Source organism: Bradyrhizobium sp. LMTR 3 (assembly GCF_001693485.1).
Lineage (GTDB): Bacteria > Pseudomonadota > Alphaproteobacteria > Rhizobiales > Xanthobacteraceae > Bradyrhizobium.
The window spans coordinates 149,652-167,157 of record NZ_MAXC01000043.1 but is presented as its reverse complement, the minus strand read 5'-3'; the positions used below and the strand labels follow the sequence as shown (position 1 = coordinate 167,157).

General features: G+C 63.2%; 15 protein-coding genes. 9 read left to right on the top strand and 6 right to left on the bottom strand.

Annotated features, from left to right (window positions below; genetic code table 11):
- Positions 1 to 35 precede the first annotated feature (35 nt).
- From LMTR3_RS24335 to LMTR3_RS24300, 8 genes are all read left to right on the top strand, one after another.
- Entirely contained in the window at positions 36 to 545 is a 510-nt protein-coding gene (locus LMTR3_RS24335) for a TRAP transporter small permease (RefSeq protein WP_065747534.1), read from the top strand.
- Positions 546 to 551: 6 nt separating this feature from the next.
- Positions 552 to 1,868 carry a TRAP transporter large permease gene (locus LMTR3_RS24330; RefSeq protein WP_065747533.1) on the top strand — a complete coding sequence of 439 codons (1,317 nt, stop codon included), beginning with the start codon at positions 552 to 554 and terminating at the stop codon, positions 1,866 to 1,868.
- A gap of 176 nt (positions 1,869 to 2,044) precedes the next feature.
- The gene (locus LMTR3_RS24325) at positions 2,045 to 2,503 is read left to right on the top strand and encodes a DUF3237 domain-containing protein (protein ID WP_065747532.1); all 459 of its coding nucleotides are present in this window, start codon (positions 2,045 to 2,047) and stop codon (positions 2,501 to 2,503) included.
- A gap of 360 nt (positions 2,504 to 2,863) precedes the next feature.
- Positions 2,864 to 3,670 carry a crotonase/enoyl-CoA hydratase family protein gene (locus tag LMTR3_RS24320; RefSeq protein ID WP_502686667.1) on the top strand — a complete coding sequence of 269 codons (807 nt, stop codon included), beginning with the start codon at positions 2,864 to 2,866 and terminating at the stop codon, positions 3,668 to 3,670.
- Between the two features lies 1 nt (position 3,671).
- Positions 3,672 to 5,558 (top strand): feruloyl-CoA synthase, encoded by a 1,887-nt coding sequence (locus LMTR3_RS24315; protein WP_065747530.1) that lies wholly within the window; start codon positions 3,672 to 3,674, stop codon positions 5,556 to 5,558.
- 35 nt (positions 5,559 to 5,593) lie between these two features.
- The gene (locus LMTR3_RS24310; protein ID WP_065747529.1) at positions 5,594 to 6,355 is read left to right on the top strand and encodes an SDR family NAD(P)-dependent oxidoreductase; all 762 of its coding nucleotides are present in this window, start codon (positions 5,594 to 5,596) and stop codon (positions 6,353 to 6,355) included.
- 13 nt (positions 6,356 to 6,368) lie between these two features.
- Entirely contained in the window at positions 6,369 to 6,788 is a 420-nt protein-coding gene (locus LMTR3_RS24305) for an acyl-CoA thioesterase (RefSeq protein WP_065747528.1), read from the top strand.
- 88 nt (positions 6,789 to 6,876) lie between these two features.
- Positions 6,877 to 8,028: an ABC transporter substrate-binding protein gene (locus LMTR3_RS24300; RefSeq protein ID WP_065747527.1), complete on the top strand. Its 1,152-nt coding sequence runs from the start codon at positions 6,877 to 6,879 to the stop codon at positions 8,026 to 8,028.
- Between the two features lie 119 nt (positions 8,029 to 8,147).
- On the opposite strand, the gene LMTR3_RS24295 is transcribed toward LMTR3_RS24300, so the two are convergent.
- The 3 genes from LMTR3_RS24295 to LMTR3_RS24285 are packed head-to-tail and all read right to left on the bottom strand — an operon-like array spanning position 8,148 to position 11,691.
- Positions 8,148 to 8,879: an ABC transporter ATP-binding protein gene (locus LMTR3_RS24295; protein WP_028349379.1), complete on the bottom strand. Its 732-nt coding sequence runs from the start codon at positions 8,877 to 8,879 to the stop codon at positions 8,148 to 8,150.
- A complete protein-coding gene (locus LMTR3_RS24290; RefSeq protein ID WP_065747526.1) occupies positions 8,876 to 10,645 on the bottom strand; it encodes a branched-chain amino acid ABC transporter ATP-binding protein/permease in 1,770 nt (589 codons plus the stop codon). The genes LMTR3_RS24295 and LMTR3_RS24290 overlap by 4 nt, the downstream gene beginning before the upstream one ends.
- A gap of 5 nt (positions 10,646 to 10,650) precedes the next feature.
- Entirely contained in the window at positions 10,651 to 11,691 is a 1,041-nt protein-coding gene (locus LMTR3_RS24285; protein WP_065747525.1) for a branched-chain amino acid ABC transporter permease, read from the bottom strand.
- A 171-nt stretch (positions 11,692 to 11,862) separates the two neighbouring features.
- Between LMTR3_RS24285 and LMTR3_RS24280 the strand changes: the two genes are divergently transcribed.
- The gene (locus LMTR3_RS24280; RefSeq protein ID WP_065747524.1) at positions 11,863 to 12,381 is read left to right on the top strand and encodes a MarR family winged helix-turn-helix transcriptional regulator; all 519 of its coding nucleotides are present in this window, start codon (positions 11,863 to 11,865) and stop codon (positions 12,379 to 12,381) included.
- A gap of 91 nt (positions 12,382 to 12,472) precedes the next feature.
- Here the strand turns inward: LMTR3_RS24280 and LMTR3_RS24275 are convergent, their stop codons facing one another.
- The 3 genes from LMTR3_RS24275 to LMTR3_RS24265 form a co-directional block, all read right to left on the bottom strand.
- On the bottom strand, positions 12,473 to 14,620 hold the full coding sequence (locus LMTR3_RS24275) for an EAL domain-containing protein (RefSeq protein ID WP_065747523.1): 2,148 nt from the start codon (positions 14,618 to 14,620) through the stop codon (positions 12,473 to 12,475).
- A gap of 179 nt (positions 14,621 to 14,799) precedes the next feature.
- Complete coding sequence (locus LMTR3_RS24270; RefSeq protein WP_065747522.1) at positions 14,800 to 16,089, bottom strand: glycerate kinase type-2 family protein; 1,290 nt, start codon at positions 16,087 to 16,089, stop codon at positions 14,800 to 14,802.
- A gap of 130 nt (positions 16,090 to 16,219) precedes the next feature.
- Positions 16,220 to 17,446 carry an ABC transporter substrate-binding protein gene (locus tag LMTR3_RS24265; RefSeq protein WP_065747521.1) on the bottom strand — a complete coding sequence of 409 codons (1,227 nt, stop codon included), beginning with the start codon at positions 17,444 to 17,446 and terminating at the stop codon, positions 16,220 to 16,222.
- Positions 17,447 to 17,506 lie beyond the last annotated feature (60 nt).

Genomic DNA, 17,506 nt, shown 5'->3' with positions numbered 1-17,506 from the left:
AATCAACCGGCATCAGTCGATGGGGAGCTCCGCACATGAATCGCGCGTGGATGGATCGTTTCATCGACACGATCGAATGGATCGCCGCCGGCTTTGTCGGCATCGTCGCGCTCAACATCTTCATCGGCGTCCTGCTGCGCAACACGTTCAATTATGCGATCCCGGATTCGTTCGACATCGGGCGCATGCTGCTCGGCATCCTGATCTTCTGGGGTATCGCCGCGACCAGCTATCGCGGCGGCCATATCACGGTCGATCTGATCTGGGCCAATGTCGGCCCAAAGTATCAGCGCATCATCGACGTGTTTGCGACGCTGGTGCTGCTCTTCGTCGTCACCGTGCAGACCTATACCCTGTTCGACAAGGTGCGCGGCACCTACAACGATAATGTCCTGACGTATGAAGTGCATATGCCGACGTGGCCGTTCTTCGCGGTCGCCTGGGCCGGCGACGCCGCCGCGGTGCTCCTGATCGCGATCCGCACCTGGCGGCTGGTCTTCCATCCGGAAGACATCCATGACGCCAAGATCAAGACCGTGGAGTAGGGCGGGATGACCACCGATGCCGTCGCGGTCCTGGGATTTGTCGCGCTCTTCGTGCTGATGCTGCTGCGCGTGCCGGTCGGCATGGCGATGGGCCTCGTCGGCGTCTGCGGCTTCGGTTACCTGGTCGGCTTTACGCCCGCGCTCAAGATGGTCGGCCAGACCTCGATGCGCACGGTGACCGACTACACTTTCGGCGTGATCCCGATGTTCCTGTTGATGGGCGCGTTCGTCAGCAATTCCGGCATGAGCCGCGAACTGTTCCGCGCCGCCAATGGTTTTGTCGGCCATCTGCGCGGCGGGCTTGGCATAGCCACCGTCGGCGCCTGCGGCGGCTTTGCCGCGATCTGCGGCTCGTCGGTGGCGACCGCCGCGACGTTCTCGGCCGTCGCCTATCCGGAAATGCGGCGCTATGGCTATCCGCAATCCTTTGCCACCGGCGTCATCGCGGCCGGCGGCACGTTAGGCGCCATGTTGCCGCCGTCGACGGTGCTCGCCGTCTACGGCATCATTACCGAGCAGGACATCGGCAAGCTGTTCATCGCCGGCATCATCCCCGGCCTGCTCGCCATTGCCATGTACATGCTTACGATTTCGCTGATCGGCTGGTTCCGGCCGGACTTCCTGCCGGCGGGTCCGCAAACCAAATGGCGCGAGCGCATGGCCGGCCTGAAGAGCATCTGGGCGCCGGTGCTGCTGTTCATCTTCGTGATCGGTGGGCTGTACGGCCTGCCATTTCTGCCGCGCTTCACGCCGACGGAGGCGGGCGGCGTCGGCGCCACCGGTGCGTTCCTGATTGGCATACTGACGGGAAGGCTGGACAAGGAAAAGATCCTGGGTTCGTTGCTGCAGGCGACCCGCACCGCAGCCGCAGTGTTCACGGTGCTGATTGGCGCGCTGATCTTCGGTTATTTCCTGACCGTGACGCAGACCCCGCAGAAGGTCACCGAGCTGCTCACCGGCCTCGGCCTCGGTCCCTACGGCATCCTGGCGCTGATCATGGTGATGTACCTGGTGCTGGGCTGTCTGATGGATGCGATGGCCATGATCATCCTGACGGTGCCGATCATCTTTCCAGTGATCGTGCATCTCGGTTTTGATCCGATCTGGTTCGGCGTCATCGTCGTGATGACGGTCGAACTTGGCCTCATCTCGCCGCCGATCGGCATGAATGTCTTTGTCATCAAGAGCGTCGTCAAGGACGTGTCGTTCTCCACGATCTTCCGTGGCGTGATGCCCTTCGTGGTGACGGACCTGATCCGGCTGGTGATCCTGATCGCATTTCCAATACTGGCACTGTGGCTGCCGCAGCGCATGGCCGGATAGTCGTGCTGCTTCTCCCTCATGGTGAGGAGCGCGAAGCGCGTCTCCGGACGATGCTTCGCATCGCCGGGAGAACCATGAGGCCCCGTCTGTGGCCTACGTCCTTCGAGACGCCGCTCCGCGGCTCCTCAGGATGAGGGATGTGAGCGGCTACGACGCAGTAAAAATAGGGTGATCCGATGACCCCGCAGCTTGAGACCAGATACGTCTTCACCATCACCGTGCGGATCGGCGAGGTGACGTCGGCCGGCGAGATCGGCACCGGCGTGCGCCGGATCATTCCGATCATCGGCGGCGAGGTGAGGGGCGAAGTCAACGGCAAGGTCTGTGCCTTCGGTGCCGATTTCCAGATTATCCGCCCGAACGAGCTGATCGAGCTGGAAGCCAAATACGCCTTCGAGACCGACGACGGCGCCGTGGTCTATGTCGAGAACAAGGGCCTGCGCTTCGGCCCAGTCGAACTGCTGCAGAAGCTCAAGCGCGGCGAGCCGGTCGATCCAAAGCTGATCTATTTCCGCACCGTGCCGAAATTCGAGACGGGCGCAGAGAAATATCGCTGGCTGATGCAAAACCTCTTCGTCGCCTCCGCCGCCCGCCACACCGACCGCGTCGTCATCGACGTGCACCAAGTGCTGTAGTCGTCGGGCGATATCGTAGGGTGGGCAAAGGAGCGCTAGCGACGTGCCCACCATCCTTCCGCTTAGAGCAAGTTCGATTGTGTGTGGTGGGCACGCTACGCTTTGCCCACCCTACGAGTCCGCGAGCTGATTTGCCTCGCGCCAAAGCGAAACCGGCGGACGATCCAGTATTCCAGAGACGCCAGTGATAGAACCGAGAAGCCGCGGCGTACGGGATCCCCGCCGGAGCCTGTCATCGGGCGCGCATTCGCGCGACCCATTGGCGGGGATGACAGTCGAGTGTTGCGTCGCTATTTCCCTCATTGACTCCCGCCCGGCAAAATCGTTATAAAACATAACTATTCTGCGCAGGACTTAAAATTGCCCATGGGAAACGCCTCCACCGCCGCTGCGGGTCAATCCGACCTGCTCGAGATCGAGCAGAAGGGCGCGGTGCTGACCGTAGGCCTCAACCGTCCGGCCAAGCGCAATGCGCTGAACGACGGCATCATCCGCGCGATCCAGGATTGCTTCTCCAATCTGCCCGATGGCACAGGCGCCGTGGTCATCCATGGCGTCGGCGACCATTTCTCCTCCGGCCTCGACCTGTCCGAACTGACCGAGCATGACGCCACCGAGGGCCTGCGCCATTCACAGATGTGGCACCGGGTATTCGATCGCATCCAGTATAGCCGGGTCCCCGTGATCGCGGCGCTGAAGGGCGCGGTAATCGGCGGCGGGCTGGAGCTGGCCTGCGCCGCCCATATCCGCGTTGCCGAACCGTCAGCCTATTTCGCGCTGCCCGAAGGCCAGCGCGGCATCTTCGTCGGCGGCGGCGGATCGGTGCGGCTGCCGCGGCTGATCGGCGTGGCGCGGATGATCGACATGATGCTCACGGGCCGTGTCTATTCGGCGACCGAAGGCTCGGCCTACGGCTTCTCGCAATATCTCACCGACGCCGGCGGCGCGCTGCCGAAGGCGCTGGAACTCGCGGAGCGCGTGGCAGCGAATGCGCCGCTGACCAATTTTGCCGTGCTGCAGGCGTTGCCGATGATCGCGGAAGCCAATCCGCAGACGGGTCTGCTGATGGAATCCCTGATGGCAACCGTGGCGCAGAGCGACAAAGAGGCCAAGCGCCGCATTCGAGCGTTTCTCGACCACAAGACTGCAAAGGTGAAGCCGACCTGACATGAGCGCCAAGCCCAGCATGTCCGCCTCGACCGATTCAGCCGCGCGCGCCGATCATCCGCTGCGCCCGATCTCGTTCGGCACGCCCGCGGTGCATGTCGAGCGCCGCGACGACGGCACCATCTATTTGCGGCCGAAAGCGCAGTTGCGCGACTATCCGGCGCGCATCACCGACCGCCTGCATCATTGGGCCGCAGCGGCGCCCGATCGGGTCTTCATGGCGGAGCGCAACGCGGCACGCGGCTGGCGGCAGATCACCTATGCAGAACTCCTGACGTCGTCGCGGCACATCGCGTCTGCGCTGCTGGCGCGTGGACTTTCGGCGGAAAAGCCGGTCGTCATCCTGTCCGGCAACTCGGTCGATCATGCGCTCATAGCGTTCGGCGCGCTCTATGCCGGCATTCCCTTCTGTCCGGTATCGCCGGCCTATTCGCTGGTATCGCGCGACTACGGCAAGCTCAGCTATCTGATGAAGCTGTTGACTCCCGGTCTCGTGTTCGTCGACGACGCGACGAAATTCGCCGATGCGCTCGCCGCCAATGTGTCTGATGGCACCGAGATCGCCGCCTCGCGCGGTGCGGTGCCGGGCCGTGATGTCACGACGCTTGCGGACCTGATGGCGACACCGCTGCATCCGCGGCTCGACGCGGTGCACGAGTCGATCGGGCCAGATACGATAGCAAAGTTCCTGCTGACGTCGGGCTCGACCGGTAACCCGAAGGCCGTGATCAACACGCAACGCATGATCTGCGCCAATCAGGTGATGCTGCGCGAGACGCTGGCGTTCCTGAAGGACGAGCCGCCGGTCATCGTCGATTGGCTGCCGTGGAATCACACGTTTGGCGGCAATCACAATATCGGGCTGACGCTCTATAATGGCGGCTCGATGTATCTCGACGAGGGCAAGCCGATGCCCGGCGGCATTGAAGAGACCGTGCGCAATCTCCAGGAGATTTCGCCGACGGTCTATTTCAACGTGCCCAAGGGCTATGAATCGCTATTGCCCTATCTGCGCGACGATGCGGCCTTGCGCAAAAAGTTCTTTGCGCGGCTGCATGCGATGTTCTTCTCGGGCGCGGCGCTGTCGGCCTTCGTCTGGAACAGCCTCGACGAATTGTCGGTGCAGGAAACCGGCTATCGCGTGCCGATGCTGACCGGCCTCGGCGCCACGGAGACTGCACCGTTCTTCATGTCGGTCAATCCGGTGACCAGCCGCTCCGGCCATGTCGGACTGCCGGTTTTGGGCAATGATGCGAAACTCGTGCCCAATAATGGCAAGCTGGAGGTTCGCGCCAAGGGTCCGAATGTGATGCCCGGCTATTGGCGTCAGCCTGATATGACGGCGAAGTCCTTCGATGAGGAAGGCTTCTACAAGATGGGCGATGCGCTCAAGCCGGCCGTTGCAGATAATTTCGACGCCGGCTTCGATTTCGACGGCCGCATCGGTGAGGACTTCAAGCTTGCCAGCGGCACCTGGGTCAGCGTCGGCCCGTTACGGGCGCGCTTCGTCGCGGCCTGCGCGCCGCTGGTGCGCGACGTCGTCATTGCCGGCATCAACCGCGACGAAATATCGGCGCTGGTGGTGCTCGATCTCGACGGTTGCCGCCTGATCAATCCGACGCTTCCGGTCGACGACCTCGCTGCCGCGGCGTCCGATCCGCTGATCGTCGCGGCCTTCCGCGAACGCTTTAAGAATCTCGTCGCGGGCGCGACGGGTTCATCGACCAGGATCACGCGCGCGGTGCTGCTCGATACGCCGCTGTCGATCGATCGCGGCGAGGTCACCGACAAGGGTTCGATCAATCAGCGCGCTGTTCTGGAGAACCGCACTGCGCTGATCGAGGAGATCTATTCGCCCGCGCCACCGGCGCAGGTGATTACGTTGTAACCGAATTCGCTGAGAAGCTTGTCAGGGAGAGCACCATGCAGTTGAAGGACCAGGCCGCCATCGTCACCGGCGGCGCATCGGGATTGGGCGCGGCGACCGCGCGCCGCCTCGCGGCGCAGGGCGCCAAGGTCGCAGTCTGCGATCTCAACGCCGACCTGGCAGAGGCCGTCGCGGCCGAGATCGGTGGCGTCGCCGTGATCTGTGACGTTTCCGATGCCGCCTCGGCGGAAGCCGCGATCGCCAAGGCGGCGGCGGCCCATGGTCCGGCGCGCGTGCTGGTGAACTGCGCCGGCATCGGCGTCGCCAAGCGCGTGATCGGCAAGGACGGTCCGATGGCGCTCGGCGATTTCGACAAGGTAATCAAGGTCAACCTGATCGGCTCGTTCAACATGCTGCGGCTGGCGACCGCTCCTATGTCGAAGCTCGAGCCGCTTGCGACCGGCGAGCGCGGCGTGGTGATCTCGACCGCCTCGGTCGCGGCCTATGACGGCCAGATCGGTCAGTCGGCTTATTCGGCTTCCAAGGGCGGCATCGTCGCCATGACGCTGCCGATTGCGCGCGAACTGGCGCAGTTCGGGATTCGCGTGCTGACGATCGCGCCCGGCCTGTTCCTCACGCCGCTGCTCGCCAACCTGCCGCAGGAAGCGCAGGATTCGCTGGCCGCCTCGATCCCGTTCCCGCGCCGCCTCGGTCAGGCCGACGAGTTCGCCTCGCTCGCGCTGCACATGATCGACAACCCTTATTTGAACGGCGAGGTGGTGCGGCTCGATGCCGCGCTTCGCATGGCGCCGCGCTAGGATACTTCATCCCATGTTCGTCAACCGGCGCGATGTGCAGATCCAGTGGGGCGATTGCGACCCCGCCAACATCGTTTACTACCCGCGTTATTTCGCGATGTTCGACGATTCCACCTCGATCATGTTCGAAGCCGCCGGCTTTTCGAAGCAGGACCTCATCCGCAAATATGGTCTGGTCGGCATTCCCATGGTCGACACAAGGGCCAAATTTCATATCCCGTCCACCCATGGCGACTGGATCCGGATCGAAAGCCGGATCGAGAGCTTCAAGCGCTCCAGCTTCGAGGTGGTTCACAACGTCTTCAAGGGCGAGGCATTGGCGATCGAGGCGTTCGAAACCCGCGTGCTGGTCGGCAAGCACCCGGACGATCCCGCGAAGCTGAAATCGGCGCCGATGCCGCCGGAGATCATCGAGCGTTTCATGCGGGGCTGACTTACTATCCGGCATGACCTAAAGAAGGGGCTGAATAGCCCACCGAAGTTTGCTTAAGACAATAAATAGATAGTCAAGGGAGGAATGAATGAAGAAGGCCTTTTTGTCCGCTGCAGCCGTTGTAGCGGCTCTCGCCTTGCCGGGCTCGCCGGCGGTTGCACAGACCAATGAAATCACGATCGGCATCACCGTCACCACGACCGGTCCCGCAGCCGCTCTCGGTATTCCCGAACGCAACTCGCTCGATTTCGTGCCGAAGGAAATCGGCGGCGTGCCGATCAAAGTCATCGTGCTCGATGACGGCGGCGATCCGACCGCGGCGACCACCAATGCACGGCGCTTCGTCACCGAGTCGAAGGCCGACATCATCATGGGCTCCTCGACCACGCCTCCGACGGTTGCGGTCTCCACGGTTGCGAACGAAGCGGGGATTCCGCATTTCGGCCTGGCGCCGCTGCCGATCAACGAGGCGCGCATGAAGTGGTCGGTCGCGATGCCGCAGCCGATCCCGATCATGGGCAAGGTGCTGTACGAGCACATGAAGGCACACGGCATCAAGACCGTCGGCTTTATCGGTTTCGGCGATTCCTACGGCGATCTCTGGGCCAACGACTTCAAGGCTCAGGCCGTCCCGATGGGGTTGACCATGAGCACCGAAGAACGGTTTGCTCGTCCGGATACCTCGGTCGCAGGCCAGGCGCTGAAGCTGGTCGCCGCCAATCCCGACGCGATCCTGGTCGTCGCCTCCGGTACCGCCGCAGCCCTACCGCAAACCACGCTGCGCGAGCGCGGCTACAAGGGCCTGATCTACCAGACCCACGGCGCCGCCAGCATGGACTTCGTCCGCATCGCAGGCGCGGCGGCCGAGGGCGTGATCATGGCCTCGGGTCCGGTGATGTCGCCGGAATCCCAGCCCGACAGCGCGCTGACCAAGAAGCCGGGTCTGGCGCTCAACACCGCCTACGAAGCCAAGTATGGCGCCAACAGCCGCAGCCAGTTCGCCGGCCATTCCTATGACGCCTTTGAAGTGCTCAAGCGCGTGATACCGGTGGCGCTGAAGAAGGCCAAGCCGGGTACGCCGGAATTCCGCGAGGCGATCCGTCTGGCGCTGATCTCGGAGAAGGAAATCGCGGCAAGCCAGGGCGTCTACAACTTCACCGAAAAGGATCGCTACGGCCTCGACGACCGCTCGCGCATCATCCTGACCGTGAAGGACGGCAAGTACGTTCCGGCGAAGTAGGCCCCGGGCGAGGTCCGTAGGGTGGGCAAAGCGTCAGCGTGCCCACCATCAAGCGACGAACAGGAGAGATGGTGGGCACGGCGCGAGCGCGCCTTTGCCCACCCTACGCCGCCGACTAACTAAATCCCGCTTGCGCCCTCGTGCTGGAAGCCGAGATAGCTCGCCGCGACGCGCTGGTTGCTGGCGATATCCTTGGCCGATCCGGACAGGATGAATTCGCCGAGTTCCATGACGTAGGCGCGGTCGGCGATTTTAAGCGCCGCTTGCGCATTCTGTTCGACCAGCAGCACCGAGACCCCGGCGGCGCGCAATTCGCCGATGGTGCGGAAGATATCGGCCACGATGATCGGCGCGAGACCAAGGCTCGGTTCGTCGAGCATCAACAGCTTTGGCGCGCCCATCAGGGCGCGGCCCATCGCCAGCATCTGCTGCTCGCCGCCGGAGAGCGTGCCGGCCAATTGCTTGCGCCGCTCCTTGAGCCGCGGAAACAGCGTGTAGACCCGCTCGAACGACCTTGCCGCGGTTGCCTTCGGAATCCGGAAGGCGCCGAGCTGCAGATTGTCCTCGACGTTCATCGTGCCGAACAATTCGCGGTGCTCCGGCACGAGACAGAGGCCCGCCGCGACGCGATCCTCGATGTCGAGCGGGGTCATGTCGGTGCCGGCGAAGGCGGTGGCGCCCTTGAGCGGCAGCACGCCCATGATGGCGTTCAGCAGCGTGGTCTTGCCGGCGCCGTTGGCGCCGATGATGGTGACGATCTCATCGTCGGCGACCTCGAGCGAAACCGAGCGCACGGCTTCGACCTTGCCGTAGGAAACGTGGGCGTCGGAGACCGATAACAGCGCACTCATGCGGTAGCTCCGAGATAGGCCTTGATCACATCGGGATTGGTCTTGATCGCATCCGGCGTGCCCTCGGCGATCTTGGTGCCGAAATCCAGCACGACGACGCGGTCGGCGAGATCCATCACAAAACCCATGTCGTGCTCGACCAGCAGCACCGACATGCCGCCGTCCCGCAATTGACGGAGCAGGGCAGCGAGCCGCTGCTTTTCCATGTGGCGCAGTCCCGCGGCCGGCTCGTCGAGCAGCAGCAGCAGGGGATCGACGCACAGCGCGCGTGCAATCTCGACAATGCGCTGCTGGCCGAGCGACAGGCTTCCCGCCAACTGGTCGATCTGGTCGCCGAGGCCGACGCGCTCGATCTGGCGGGCGGCTTCCGCCAGCAATTTCGCCTCGTCGGACCGGTCGAGCCGGAACATGCTGGAGATCGCGCCCGCAGACCCCCGCAAATGCGCACCGATCGCGACGTTCTCCAGCACGGTCATGTCAGGGACCAGCTTGACATGCTGGAAGGTGCGCGCGACGCCGAGCCTTACCACTTCCTGCGGCGGAGCGTTGTCGACCTTGTTGCCGAGCACCGAGATGGTGCCGCCGGTCGTCGTCAGCACGCCCGTGATCAGGTTGAAGGTCGTGCTCTTGCCGGCGCCGTTGGGGCCGATCAGGGCAACGATCTCGCGGGCCTGGACGTCGAAGGAGACGTCGTTGACGGCAATCACGCCGCCGAACTGCTTGCGCGCCTTCTCGATCTGCAGCAGCACGGCGGACGAAGCCTGTGCTCGCGCGGGCGTGGCAAGCGGAAGCGACGCATCGGGCTTATTGCGGCCCGGCTGGATCGGCAGTCGCGCCATCAGCCAGGGCCAAACGCCGGTCGGCGCCAGTTGCAGCAGAACGACCAGCAGGATGCCGAACACGATGGTCTCGAGCTGGCTCTGGCCGCCAAAGATATAGGGCAGATAGCTCTGCAGGATCTCCTTGAGGATCACGACGATGCCGGCGCCGAGCACCGCGCCCCAGACATAGCCGGCGCCGCCGACCACGGCGATGAACAGATATTCGATGCCGGCCTGCGCGCCGAACGGGGTCGGATTGGCGGCGCGCTGGAAATGCGCATAGAGCCAGCCGGACAGGCCCGCGAGCACAGCCGCATAGATGAACACCAGAAGCTTGGCGCGCGGCGTCTGTACGCCGAACGCTTCGCCGGCGATATGCCCGCGCCGCAGCGCGCGGATCGCGCGGCCGGTGCGGGAGTCCAGGAGGTTCATGGTCAGGAGCGCCGAGACCAGCACCGCGATCCAGATCGCGAAATAGATCGTGCCGGGATCGAGCATCCGGAAATTGCCGATCGAGAGCGGCGGGATGCCGGAGATGCCGTCATTGCGGCCTAGGAATTCCAGCTTGCTGAACAGGTAAAACAGGCCGATGCCCCAGGCGATGGTACCGAGCGGCAGATAATGGCCGGACAGCCGTACCGTGACGATGCCGAGCAGGACGGCGGCGATGCCGCTGACCACGAGCGAGAGCGGCAGCGTCAGCCATGGCGAGAAGCCGTAGGCCGTGGTCAATACCGCCGTGGTGTAGGCGCCGAAGCCGCAGAAGGCGGCCTGGCCGAACGAGGTGAGGCCGCCGACGCCGGTCAAGATCACCAAGCCCATCGCCACCAGTGCGGCGAGGCCGATATTGTTGAGCAGCACGATCCAGAATGGCGGGACGCCCGGAATGAACGGGATCGCTGCCATCACGAGCGCGAAGATGATGAGAGGGGTGCGCTGGTTCATCGTCGTCAATCCTTCTCTTCCTCGACCGCGGGCGCTGCGAGCGAACGCAGCACCAGCACGGGAAGGATCAGCGTAAAGACGATAACCTCCTTGAAATTGCTGGCGTAGAACGATGAGAACGCCTCGACGCTGCCGACCAGCAAGGCTGCGACAGCCGTCAGCGGATAGCTGACGAGTCCGCCGATGATCGCGGCAATAAAACCTTTCAGGCCGATCAGGAAGCCGGTGTCGTAATAGAGCGTAGTGATCGGCACGATCAGGATCCCGGAGATCGCTCCAATCAGGGATGCCAGCAGGAAAGCAATCTGCCCCGACAGCGTGGTGCGGATACCGACGAGGCGGGCGCCGAGGCGGTTGACGGCGGTAGCGCGCAACGCCTTGCCCATCAGCGTGAAGCCGAAGAACAGCCACAGCGCGACGATGAAGGCGATCGTCAGCCCGTAGACCGCGAGGCTCTGGCCGGTGAAGCGCAGCGGGCCGATCGTCAGTGCGGCATTCGACAGCGCCGGCCCGCGCAGGCCCTCGGCGCCGAAGAACACGAGCCCCAGGCCCTGCAGCGCGAGATGGCAGCCGACGGAGGCGATCAGCAGCACCAGCACCGAGGTATGAGCGATCGGTTGAAACGCGATGCGGTAGAGGAACAGCCCGATCGCCGCGACGATCAAAAGCGACAGCGCGATGTTGACCGCAATCGGGGTCTTGGGACCGGCAAGGCCGTAGGTCAGAGCCAGGATCGCAGCGGGGAGAGCGATGTTGAGGGCAAAGGCGCGCGCGACCCGCTTCAGCCGTAACGATCGCCGTGCCTCAAACAGGTCGAGGCCGAAGGCGACCACCCCCATGGCCATCGCCAGCTTTGCAGTGCCCGGCACCTGACCGGTTGCCAGCATGGCGTAGCTCAGCGCGCCGAAGGTCACGAACTCGCCCTGCGGGATCAGGATGACGCGGGTGACGGCAAACACCAGCACCAGCGCAAGCCCGAGCAGCGCATAGATCGCGCCATTGGTGATGCCGTCCTGCAGCAGGAACAGCATGATCGTCGTATTCAAGACTGGCGCTCCCCCTAAAAGCGTCGCCGGTCCTGACCTCGCACGGTCCGCCGGCCGTCCCATATCTCGGCAGTTGAAAGGCGCCGATATTTGATATATCCAATAACAATTATCAAATATAACATCAAGGCCCGGTCACCGGCCGAGCTTTTTGGGGGCGAGCCTCACGCCATGACAGTTTCCAAGGCAGCGACCGATGTCGTCAAGTCGTCGCGCGGCAACGGCAAGGAAATCGCCGATGGCGCCGCGGAGAATGCCGGGCTGCAACTGGGCGAACTGGCCGACCTGCTCGGCTATTCGCTCAAGCGCGCGCAGCTCAAGGTATTCGAGGACTTCCTGCGCTGTGTCGCGCCGCTGCAACTGACGCCGGCGCAATTCTCCGTGCTATTGTTGCTCGATCGCAATCCCGGGCGCAACCAGACCGAAATCGCCAACACGCTCGGCATCCTCAGGCCGAATTTCGTCTCGATGCTGGATGCGCTGGAGAGCCGCGGCCTCTGTGCCCGGATGCGCTCGACCAACGACCGTCGCTCGCACATCCTGGTTCTGACGGAGAAGGGAAGGGCGGTGCTGGCGCGCGCCAAGAAACTGGTGGCCAGCAAGCACGAGGCGCGTCTCAACGAACTGCTGGGTCCCGCCAACCGCGTCGCGCTGCTCGAAATGCTGTCGAAGATCGCGGCGGAGTTTTGATGGGTGTCATTCCGGGGCGATGCGAAGCATCGAACCCGGAATCTTGAGATTCCGGGTCTGGTCCTACGGACCATCCCGGAATGACAGCGGGTCACGCCGCGACGATGCGGCCTTGAGCCCCTCGCGGCCCGTGTCCCGACAGAAACTGCCGCTCGATCTCGGCGGCGGGAAGCGGCTTGCTGAACAGGAAGCCCTGCATTTCCGTGCATCCCTCGGATGCGATGCTGTGGAGTTGCTCCGCGGTTTCGACGCCCTCGGCGGTCGCCGTCATGCCCATGCCATTGGCGAGCGCAGCAACCGCGCGCACGATGTTGAGCGAGCTTGAATTCTCGGTGATGTTCTTGACGAACGAGCGGTCGATCTTGATCTTGTCGAACGGAAAGCTTTGCAAATAGGTCAGCGACGAATATCCGGTGCCGAAATCGTCCATGGCGATCCGGATTCCGAGCCCGCGCAACTGATGCAGCAGCGCGAGCGTCGCCTCCCTGCTGTGGAGCAGCACGCTCTCGGTGATTTCTATCTCCAGCCGCGTCGGCGCGAGCCCGGAGGCGGCGAGCGCGCCGACGATCACCTGCATCAGGCCAGGACTGCGAAACTGGATCGCTGAAATATTGACGGCGACGTGAAGGTTGTCGGGCCATTGCGCGGCGGTGGCACAAGCCTGCCTGATGACCCACTCGCCCATCGGCACGATGAAGCCGATCTCTTCGGCCAGCGGGATGAAGGCGGCCGGCGAGATCAATCCCTTGGTTGGATGATTCCAGCGTATCAGCGCCTCGAAGCCGCTGATTTCCTTGCTCGCCAGGTTGACGACCGGCTGGTAATGCAGCTCGAATTCGCCGCCCGGCAGCGCCTTGCGCAGATCCTGCTCCATGATGCGGCGGGTTTGCATCTGCAGGTCCATCGCAGGCTCGAAGAAGCGGAACGTGCTGCGGCCGTCGCTCTTGGCGCGGTAGAGTGCGAGGTCGGCATTGCGCAGCAACTTGTCGGGGTTCGATCCGTCGCCGGGACCGACCGAAATGCCGATGCTGACGCCGATCACGGCCTGCTGGCCGTCGATTTCATAGGGCTCGCTCAGCGCATCGATGACGTGCTGCGCCAGCGAAGTGGCATCGGCGGGGTCCGATATCGTGCCCTGCACGATGACGAATTCATCGCCGCCCATTCGTGCGATCGTGCCGGCTTCGCCAATGAGCCGGCGCAACCGTTCGGCGACGCCCCTGAGCAACTTGTCGCCGTAGGGGTGGCCGAACGTATCGTTCACGGCCTTGAACTGATCGAGATCGAGGTGATGGACGGCCACCATTTCCCCGTCTGAAACCCTGCCCAGCGCATATTCGAGCCGATCGTTCAACAACACCCGATTGGCAAGATCGGTCAGCGCATCGTGATGCGCCATGTATTCGATCTTGACCTCGGACTGGCGCTGTTCGGTGATGTCCTCATGCGTCGCGACCCAGCCGCCGCCGGGCATCGGGCGGTGGCGGATCTTGAAGGTGCGCCCGTTCTTCAATTCGACGATGCTGTCTTTCGCTTCATTGGAAACCGCCACGTTGGTGCGCCATTGCAGATATTCGTCGCGCGTCATGGCGGGGAAGCTGCCGGCTTCGAAGCGCAGGTCGACGATCTCGACCAGCGACATGCCGGGGCTGACGCGCTCGGGCGTAATGTCGTACATCTGCACGAAGCGATCGTTGCAGACGATCAGGCGGTGGTCGGAATCGAAGAAGCAAAGCCCCTGCGACATGTTGTTGATCGCGGTGTCGAACTGGAAGTTCCTGACGCGCAGGGCTTCTTCCTGCTCCTTGCCGAGCTCGTATTGCTTCTTCAGCCGGGCATTGAGCTCTTCGCGCTCCGTGATGTCCTCATGCGTCGCCATCCCGCCGCCGTCCGGCATCGGGTAGACGGTGTAGGCGACGATGCGACCGTCGGTAAATTCCTGCACCGTGGTGTCGAGTGCGATGTCGCGACCGACGCGCTCACGGATATAATCATCGACCGCGACCTGCACCTTCAACCCGAGTTTCAGCCGGTGCCGGATCAGTTCCTGGGTCGGTGTTCCCGGCTTCACCTGTTCAGGCGAGAGCCCGTACATTTCCCTGTAGCGGCGGTTGCAGAAAACGACCTCGCGCTTCTCGTCGAATACGACGATTCCGAGCGACATATGGTTGATCGCGTCCTCGAGCCGAGCACTCAAATGCGCTGACCGCGGCGCGGTTGTCGGGATGTGATCCGTCATAGAGCGTTCCCCAGCCGCCACTGGCGGCTCTACTCCTCCAGGAGAACGGCCATTAGAAGCCAGGCTGGTGAATCGCACCTTCGAGATAGGCAAACCGCGCGCGGGTTCTTCGCAAACTGCTCAACAAAGCGTTAATGCCGTTACGGCGCATGCGAGGCTCCGGCAACTGCCTCGGCGATCTACGCTGGGTCCACCAGGATCACCCTGACGTCGTTGACGTTGGTGAGGGTCGGGCCGGTCAGCAGGAGATCGCCGGTGGCCGAAAAGAACGCGGTCGCATCGTTGTTGGCGAGATAGGCCGCAGGATCGAGGCCGAGCGACTTCATCTTCGCGAACGTCTCCTGATCGATCAAAGCGCCGGCCGGGTCGGTCGCGCTGCCGGCGCCGCCGTCGGCGCCGTCGGTGTCTGCGGCCAGCGCCACAATGCCGGACGTACCCTTCAGAAGATCCGCCAGCGCCAGCGCATATTCCTGGTTGGGACCGCCGCGGCCATTGCCGCGCACGGTCACCGTGAGCTCGCCGCCCGACAGGATCGCGATGCGTTTGCCCTCGCTTTGCGCTTTCAGCGCCAGTCGCGCATGATCGGCCGCCACCTCGCGCGCCTCGCCTTCGAGGTCCGCGCCGAGGCCAACAACCTCATACCCTGCGTCCTTCGCGACCTTGATCGCCGCGTCGAGAGAAGCCTTCGGCTTTGCAATCATCTCGAATTGCGCGCGGGCAAAGGCGGGATCGCCGGGCTTGCAGCTCTCATTCCTGGGATCGTCGAGCGCGCGTCGGACGGCATCGTCGACCGTGAGATTATACTTCGCAACCAGGGCGCGGGCGTCAGCCAGCGTGGAGGCGTCCGGTACCGTCGGTCCCGATGCAATCGCGGACGGATCGTCATGCGGTACGTCGGAGATCGCAAGCGTCACGATCTCGGCGGCATGTTGTCCGGCGCGAGCCAGCCGGCCGCCCTTGATCCGCGACAAATGCTTGCGCACGACGTTCATCTCGCCGATCGGCGCGCCCGAACGCAATAGCGCGCGGTTGACCTGCTGCTTCTGTGCGAACGAAACGCCATCTGCGGGTGCGATCCAGTTTGCCGAGCCGCCGCCGGACAACAGCAGCAGCAAAAGATCGTCCGCAGTCGCCTCCGCGGCAAGACGCAGCGTCTCGTCGGCGGCTTTCAGCCCGGCTTCGTCGGGCACGGGATGGCCGGCTTCGACAACCCTGATGCGTCGCGTCGGCACGCCGTGGCCGTGGCGCGTGGTGGCAAGGCCGGTCAGCCGCGACGGATCGAGGCCGAGCGTATCGAGGTAGTGCCGTTCGGCCGCAGCCGCCATCGCTGCAGCGCCCTTGCCTGCGGCGAGGCATATCACCTTGCCCTTGGGCGCGGGACGCAGATGCGCTGATAGCACGACGTCGGGATGCGCGGCCGCAACGGCCGCATCAAAGATCGCACGCAAGAGGGAACGTCGGTCGGTCATGATCTGCAACGGGGCTGCTAACGGGACGGGAGGTCTGGTTATCCATCCAATCGCTGCAAAAGAAAACCCCCGCGAGCGTGCCGCGAGGGCTCTTCCGGCCCACAAATGGGCCGATCAATATTTGGAATGACTAGCCGCCGGCGTCACCAGACAGGATTTCGCCGAAACGCTCCCAGGTCTCGCCCTTGAACTTGATCAGTTGCACCGACGAGATTGGCGCAAAGTCGGTCGGTGACGTATTGACCTTGATGCCCGGCAGCAGCCCGCCCAGTTCGAGGTCCTTGATGCTGGCCGCCTGCTTCATGACGTTCTCGCGCGTGAGATTATCGCCGCAGGCTTTCAGCACATGCACGAGACCCTGGGCGACGGTGTAGCCGAACATCACCGAGGCGTCGGCGCGGTTGGCTTCCGGATAATATTTGTCCAGGAATTCGTTCCAGGCCTTCATGCCCGCATCATCCTTCCACTGCGCATCCGTCGGATCCTTCAGGTATTGCGAGGAAATGATGTCCTGGGCGTTCTCCATGCCGGCCGGCTTGATGACGCTGCCGATCGAGGCCGAGACGTTGTTGAGGAAATGCAGCGGCTTCCAGCCGATCTCGGCGTTCTTCTTGATCGCCTGTGCAGCGAATTTCGGCGTGGTGATGTTGATGAACACGTCGGCACCGGAGGCCTTCAGCTTGACGATGTGGGAGTCGATGGTCGGTTCGGAGACTTCGTAGCTTTCCTCCAGCACGATCATCGAAGCGGCCTTGGCGCCGAGCCCGTCCTTGAAGCCCTTCAGATAGTCCTTACCATAGTCGTCGTTCTGGTAGAGGATTCCGATCTTGGCGTTCGGCTTCTCCTTCAGAATGTACTTCGCATAGATCTGCGTTTCGCTCTGGTAGTTGGGCTGCCAGCCCATCGTCCACGGAAAAGTCTTCGGATCGTTCCACTTGGTGGCGCCGGTGGCGACGAACAGTTGCGGCACCTTCTTGCTGTTCAGGTACTTCTGGATCGCCGTGTTCGGCGGCGTGCCAAGCGGGTTGAAGACCAGCAGCACTTCATCGCTCTCGACGAGCTTGCGCACCTGCTCCACGGTCTTCGGCGGGCTATAGGCGTCGTCATAGCTGATGAAATTGATCTTGCGGCCGTTGATGCCGCCCTCGGCATTGATCTTCTTGAAATAGGCTTCCTCGGTCTTGCCGATCACGCCATAGGCGGAGGCCGGTCCGCTGTACGGCATGATGTTGCCGATCTTGATTTCGGTGTCGCTCGCGCCGGGATCGTATTTCTTCTGTGCGAGAACGCCGCTCGACGACGCGGCGAGTAGTCCAAGCGCGGCCGAAACAACCGCAAGTTTTTTGATTGTGGACACTTCTGTCTCTCCCTTTTCATTTCTTAATGTAACTGTCGAGCCTCTTGACGAGGCTCTTTT

What these genes read in the sequence shown, in the direction of transcription:
- LMTR3_RS24335 (WP_065747534.1), top strand. Translation starts at nt 36, where the DNA reads ATGAATCGCGCGTGGATGGATCGTTTCATCGACACGATCGAATGGATC.
- LMTR3_RS24330 (WP_065747533.1), top strand. Translation starts at nt 552, where the DNA reads ATGACCACCGATGCCGTCGCGGTCCTGGGATTTGTCGCGCTCTTCGTG.
- LMTR3_RS24325 (WP_065747532.1), top strand. Translation starts at nt 2,045, where the DNA reads ATGACCCCGCAGCTTGAGACCAGATACGTCTTCACCATCACCGTGCGG.
- LMTR3_RS24315 (WP_065747530.1), top strand. Translation starts at nt 3,672, where the DNA reads ATGAGCGCCAAGCCCAGCATGTCCGCCTCGACCGATTCAGCCGCGCGC.
- LMTR3_RS24310 (WP_065747529.1), top strand. Translation starts at nt 5,594, where the DNA reads ATGCAGTTGAAGGACCAGGCCGCCATCGTCACCGGCGGCGCATCGGGA.
- LMTR3_RS24305 (WP_065747528.1), top strand. Translation starts at nt 6,369, where the DNA reads ATGTTCGTCAACCGGCGCGATGTGCAGATCCAGTGGGGCGATTGCGAC.
- LMTR3_RS24300 (WP_065747527.1), top strand. Translation starts at nt 6,877, where the DNA reads ATGAAGAAGGCCTTTTTGTCCGCTGCAGCCGTTGTAGCGGCTCTCGCC.
- LMTR3_RS24295 (WP_028349379.1), bottom strand. Translation starts at nt 8,879, where the DNA reads ATGAGTGCGCTGTTATCGGTCTCCGACGCCCACGTTTCCTACGGCAAG.
- LMTR3_RS24290 (WP_065747526.1), bottom strand. Translation starts at nt 10,645, where the DNA reads ATGAACCAGCGCACCCCTCTCATCATCTTCGCGCTCGTGATGGCAGCG.
- LMTR3_RS24280 (WP_065747524.1), top strand. Translation starts at nt 11,863, where the DNA reads ATGACAGTTTCCAAGGCAGCGACCGATGTCGTCAAGTCGTCGCGCGGC.
- LMTR3_RS24275 (WP_065747523.1), bottom strand. Translation starts at nt 14,620, where the DNA reads ATGACGGATCACATCCCGACAACCGCGCCGCGGTCAGCGCATTTGAGT.
- LMTR3_RS24270 (WP_065747522.1), bottom strand. Translation starts at nt 16,089, where the DNA reads ATGACCGACCGACGTTCCCTCTTGCGTGCGATCTTTGATGCGGCCGTT.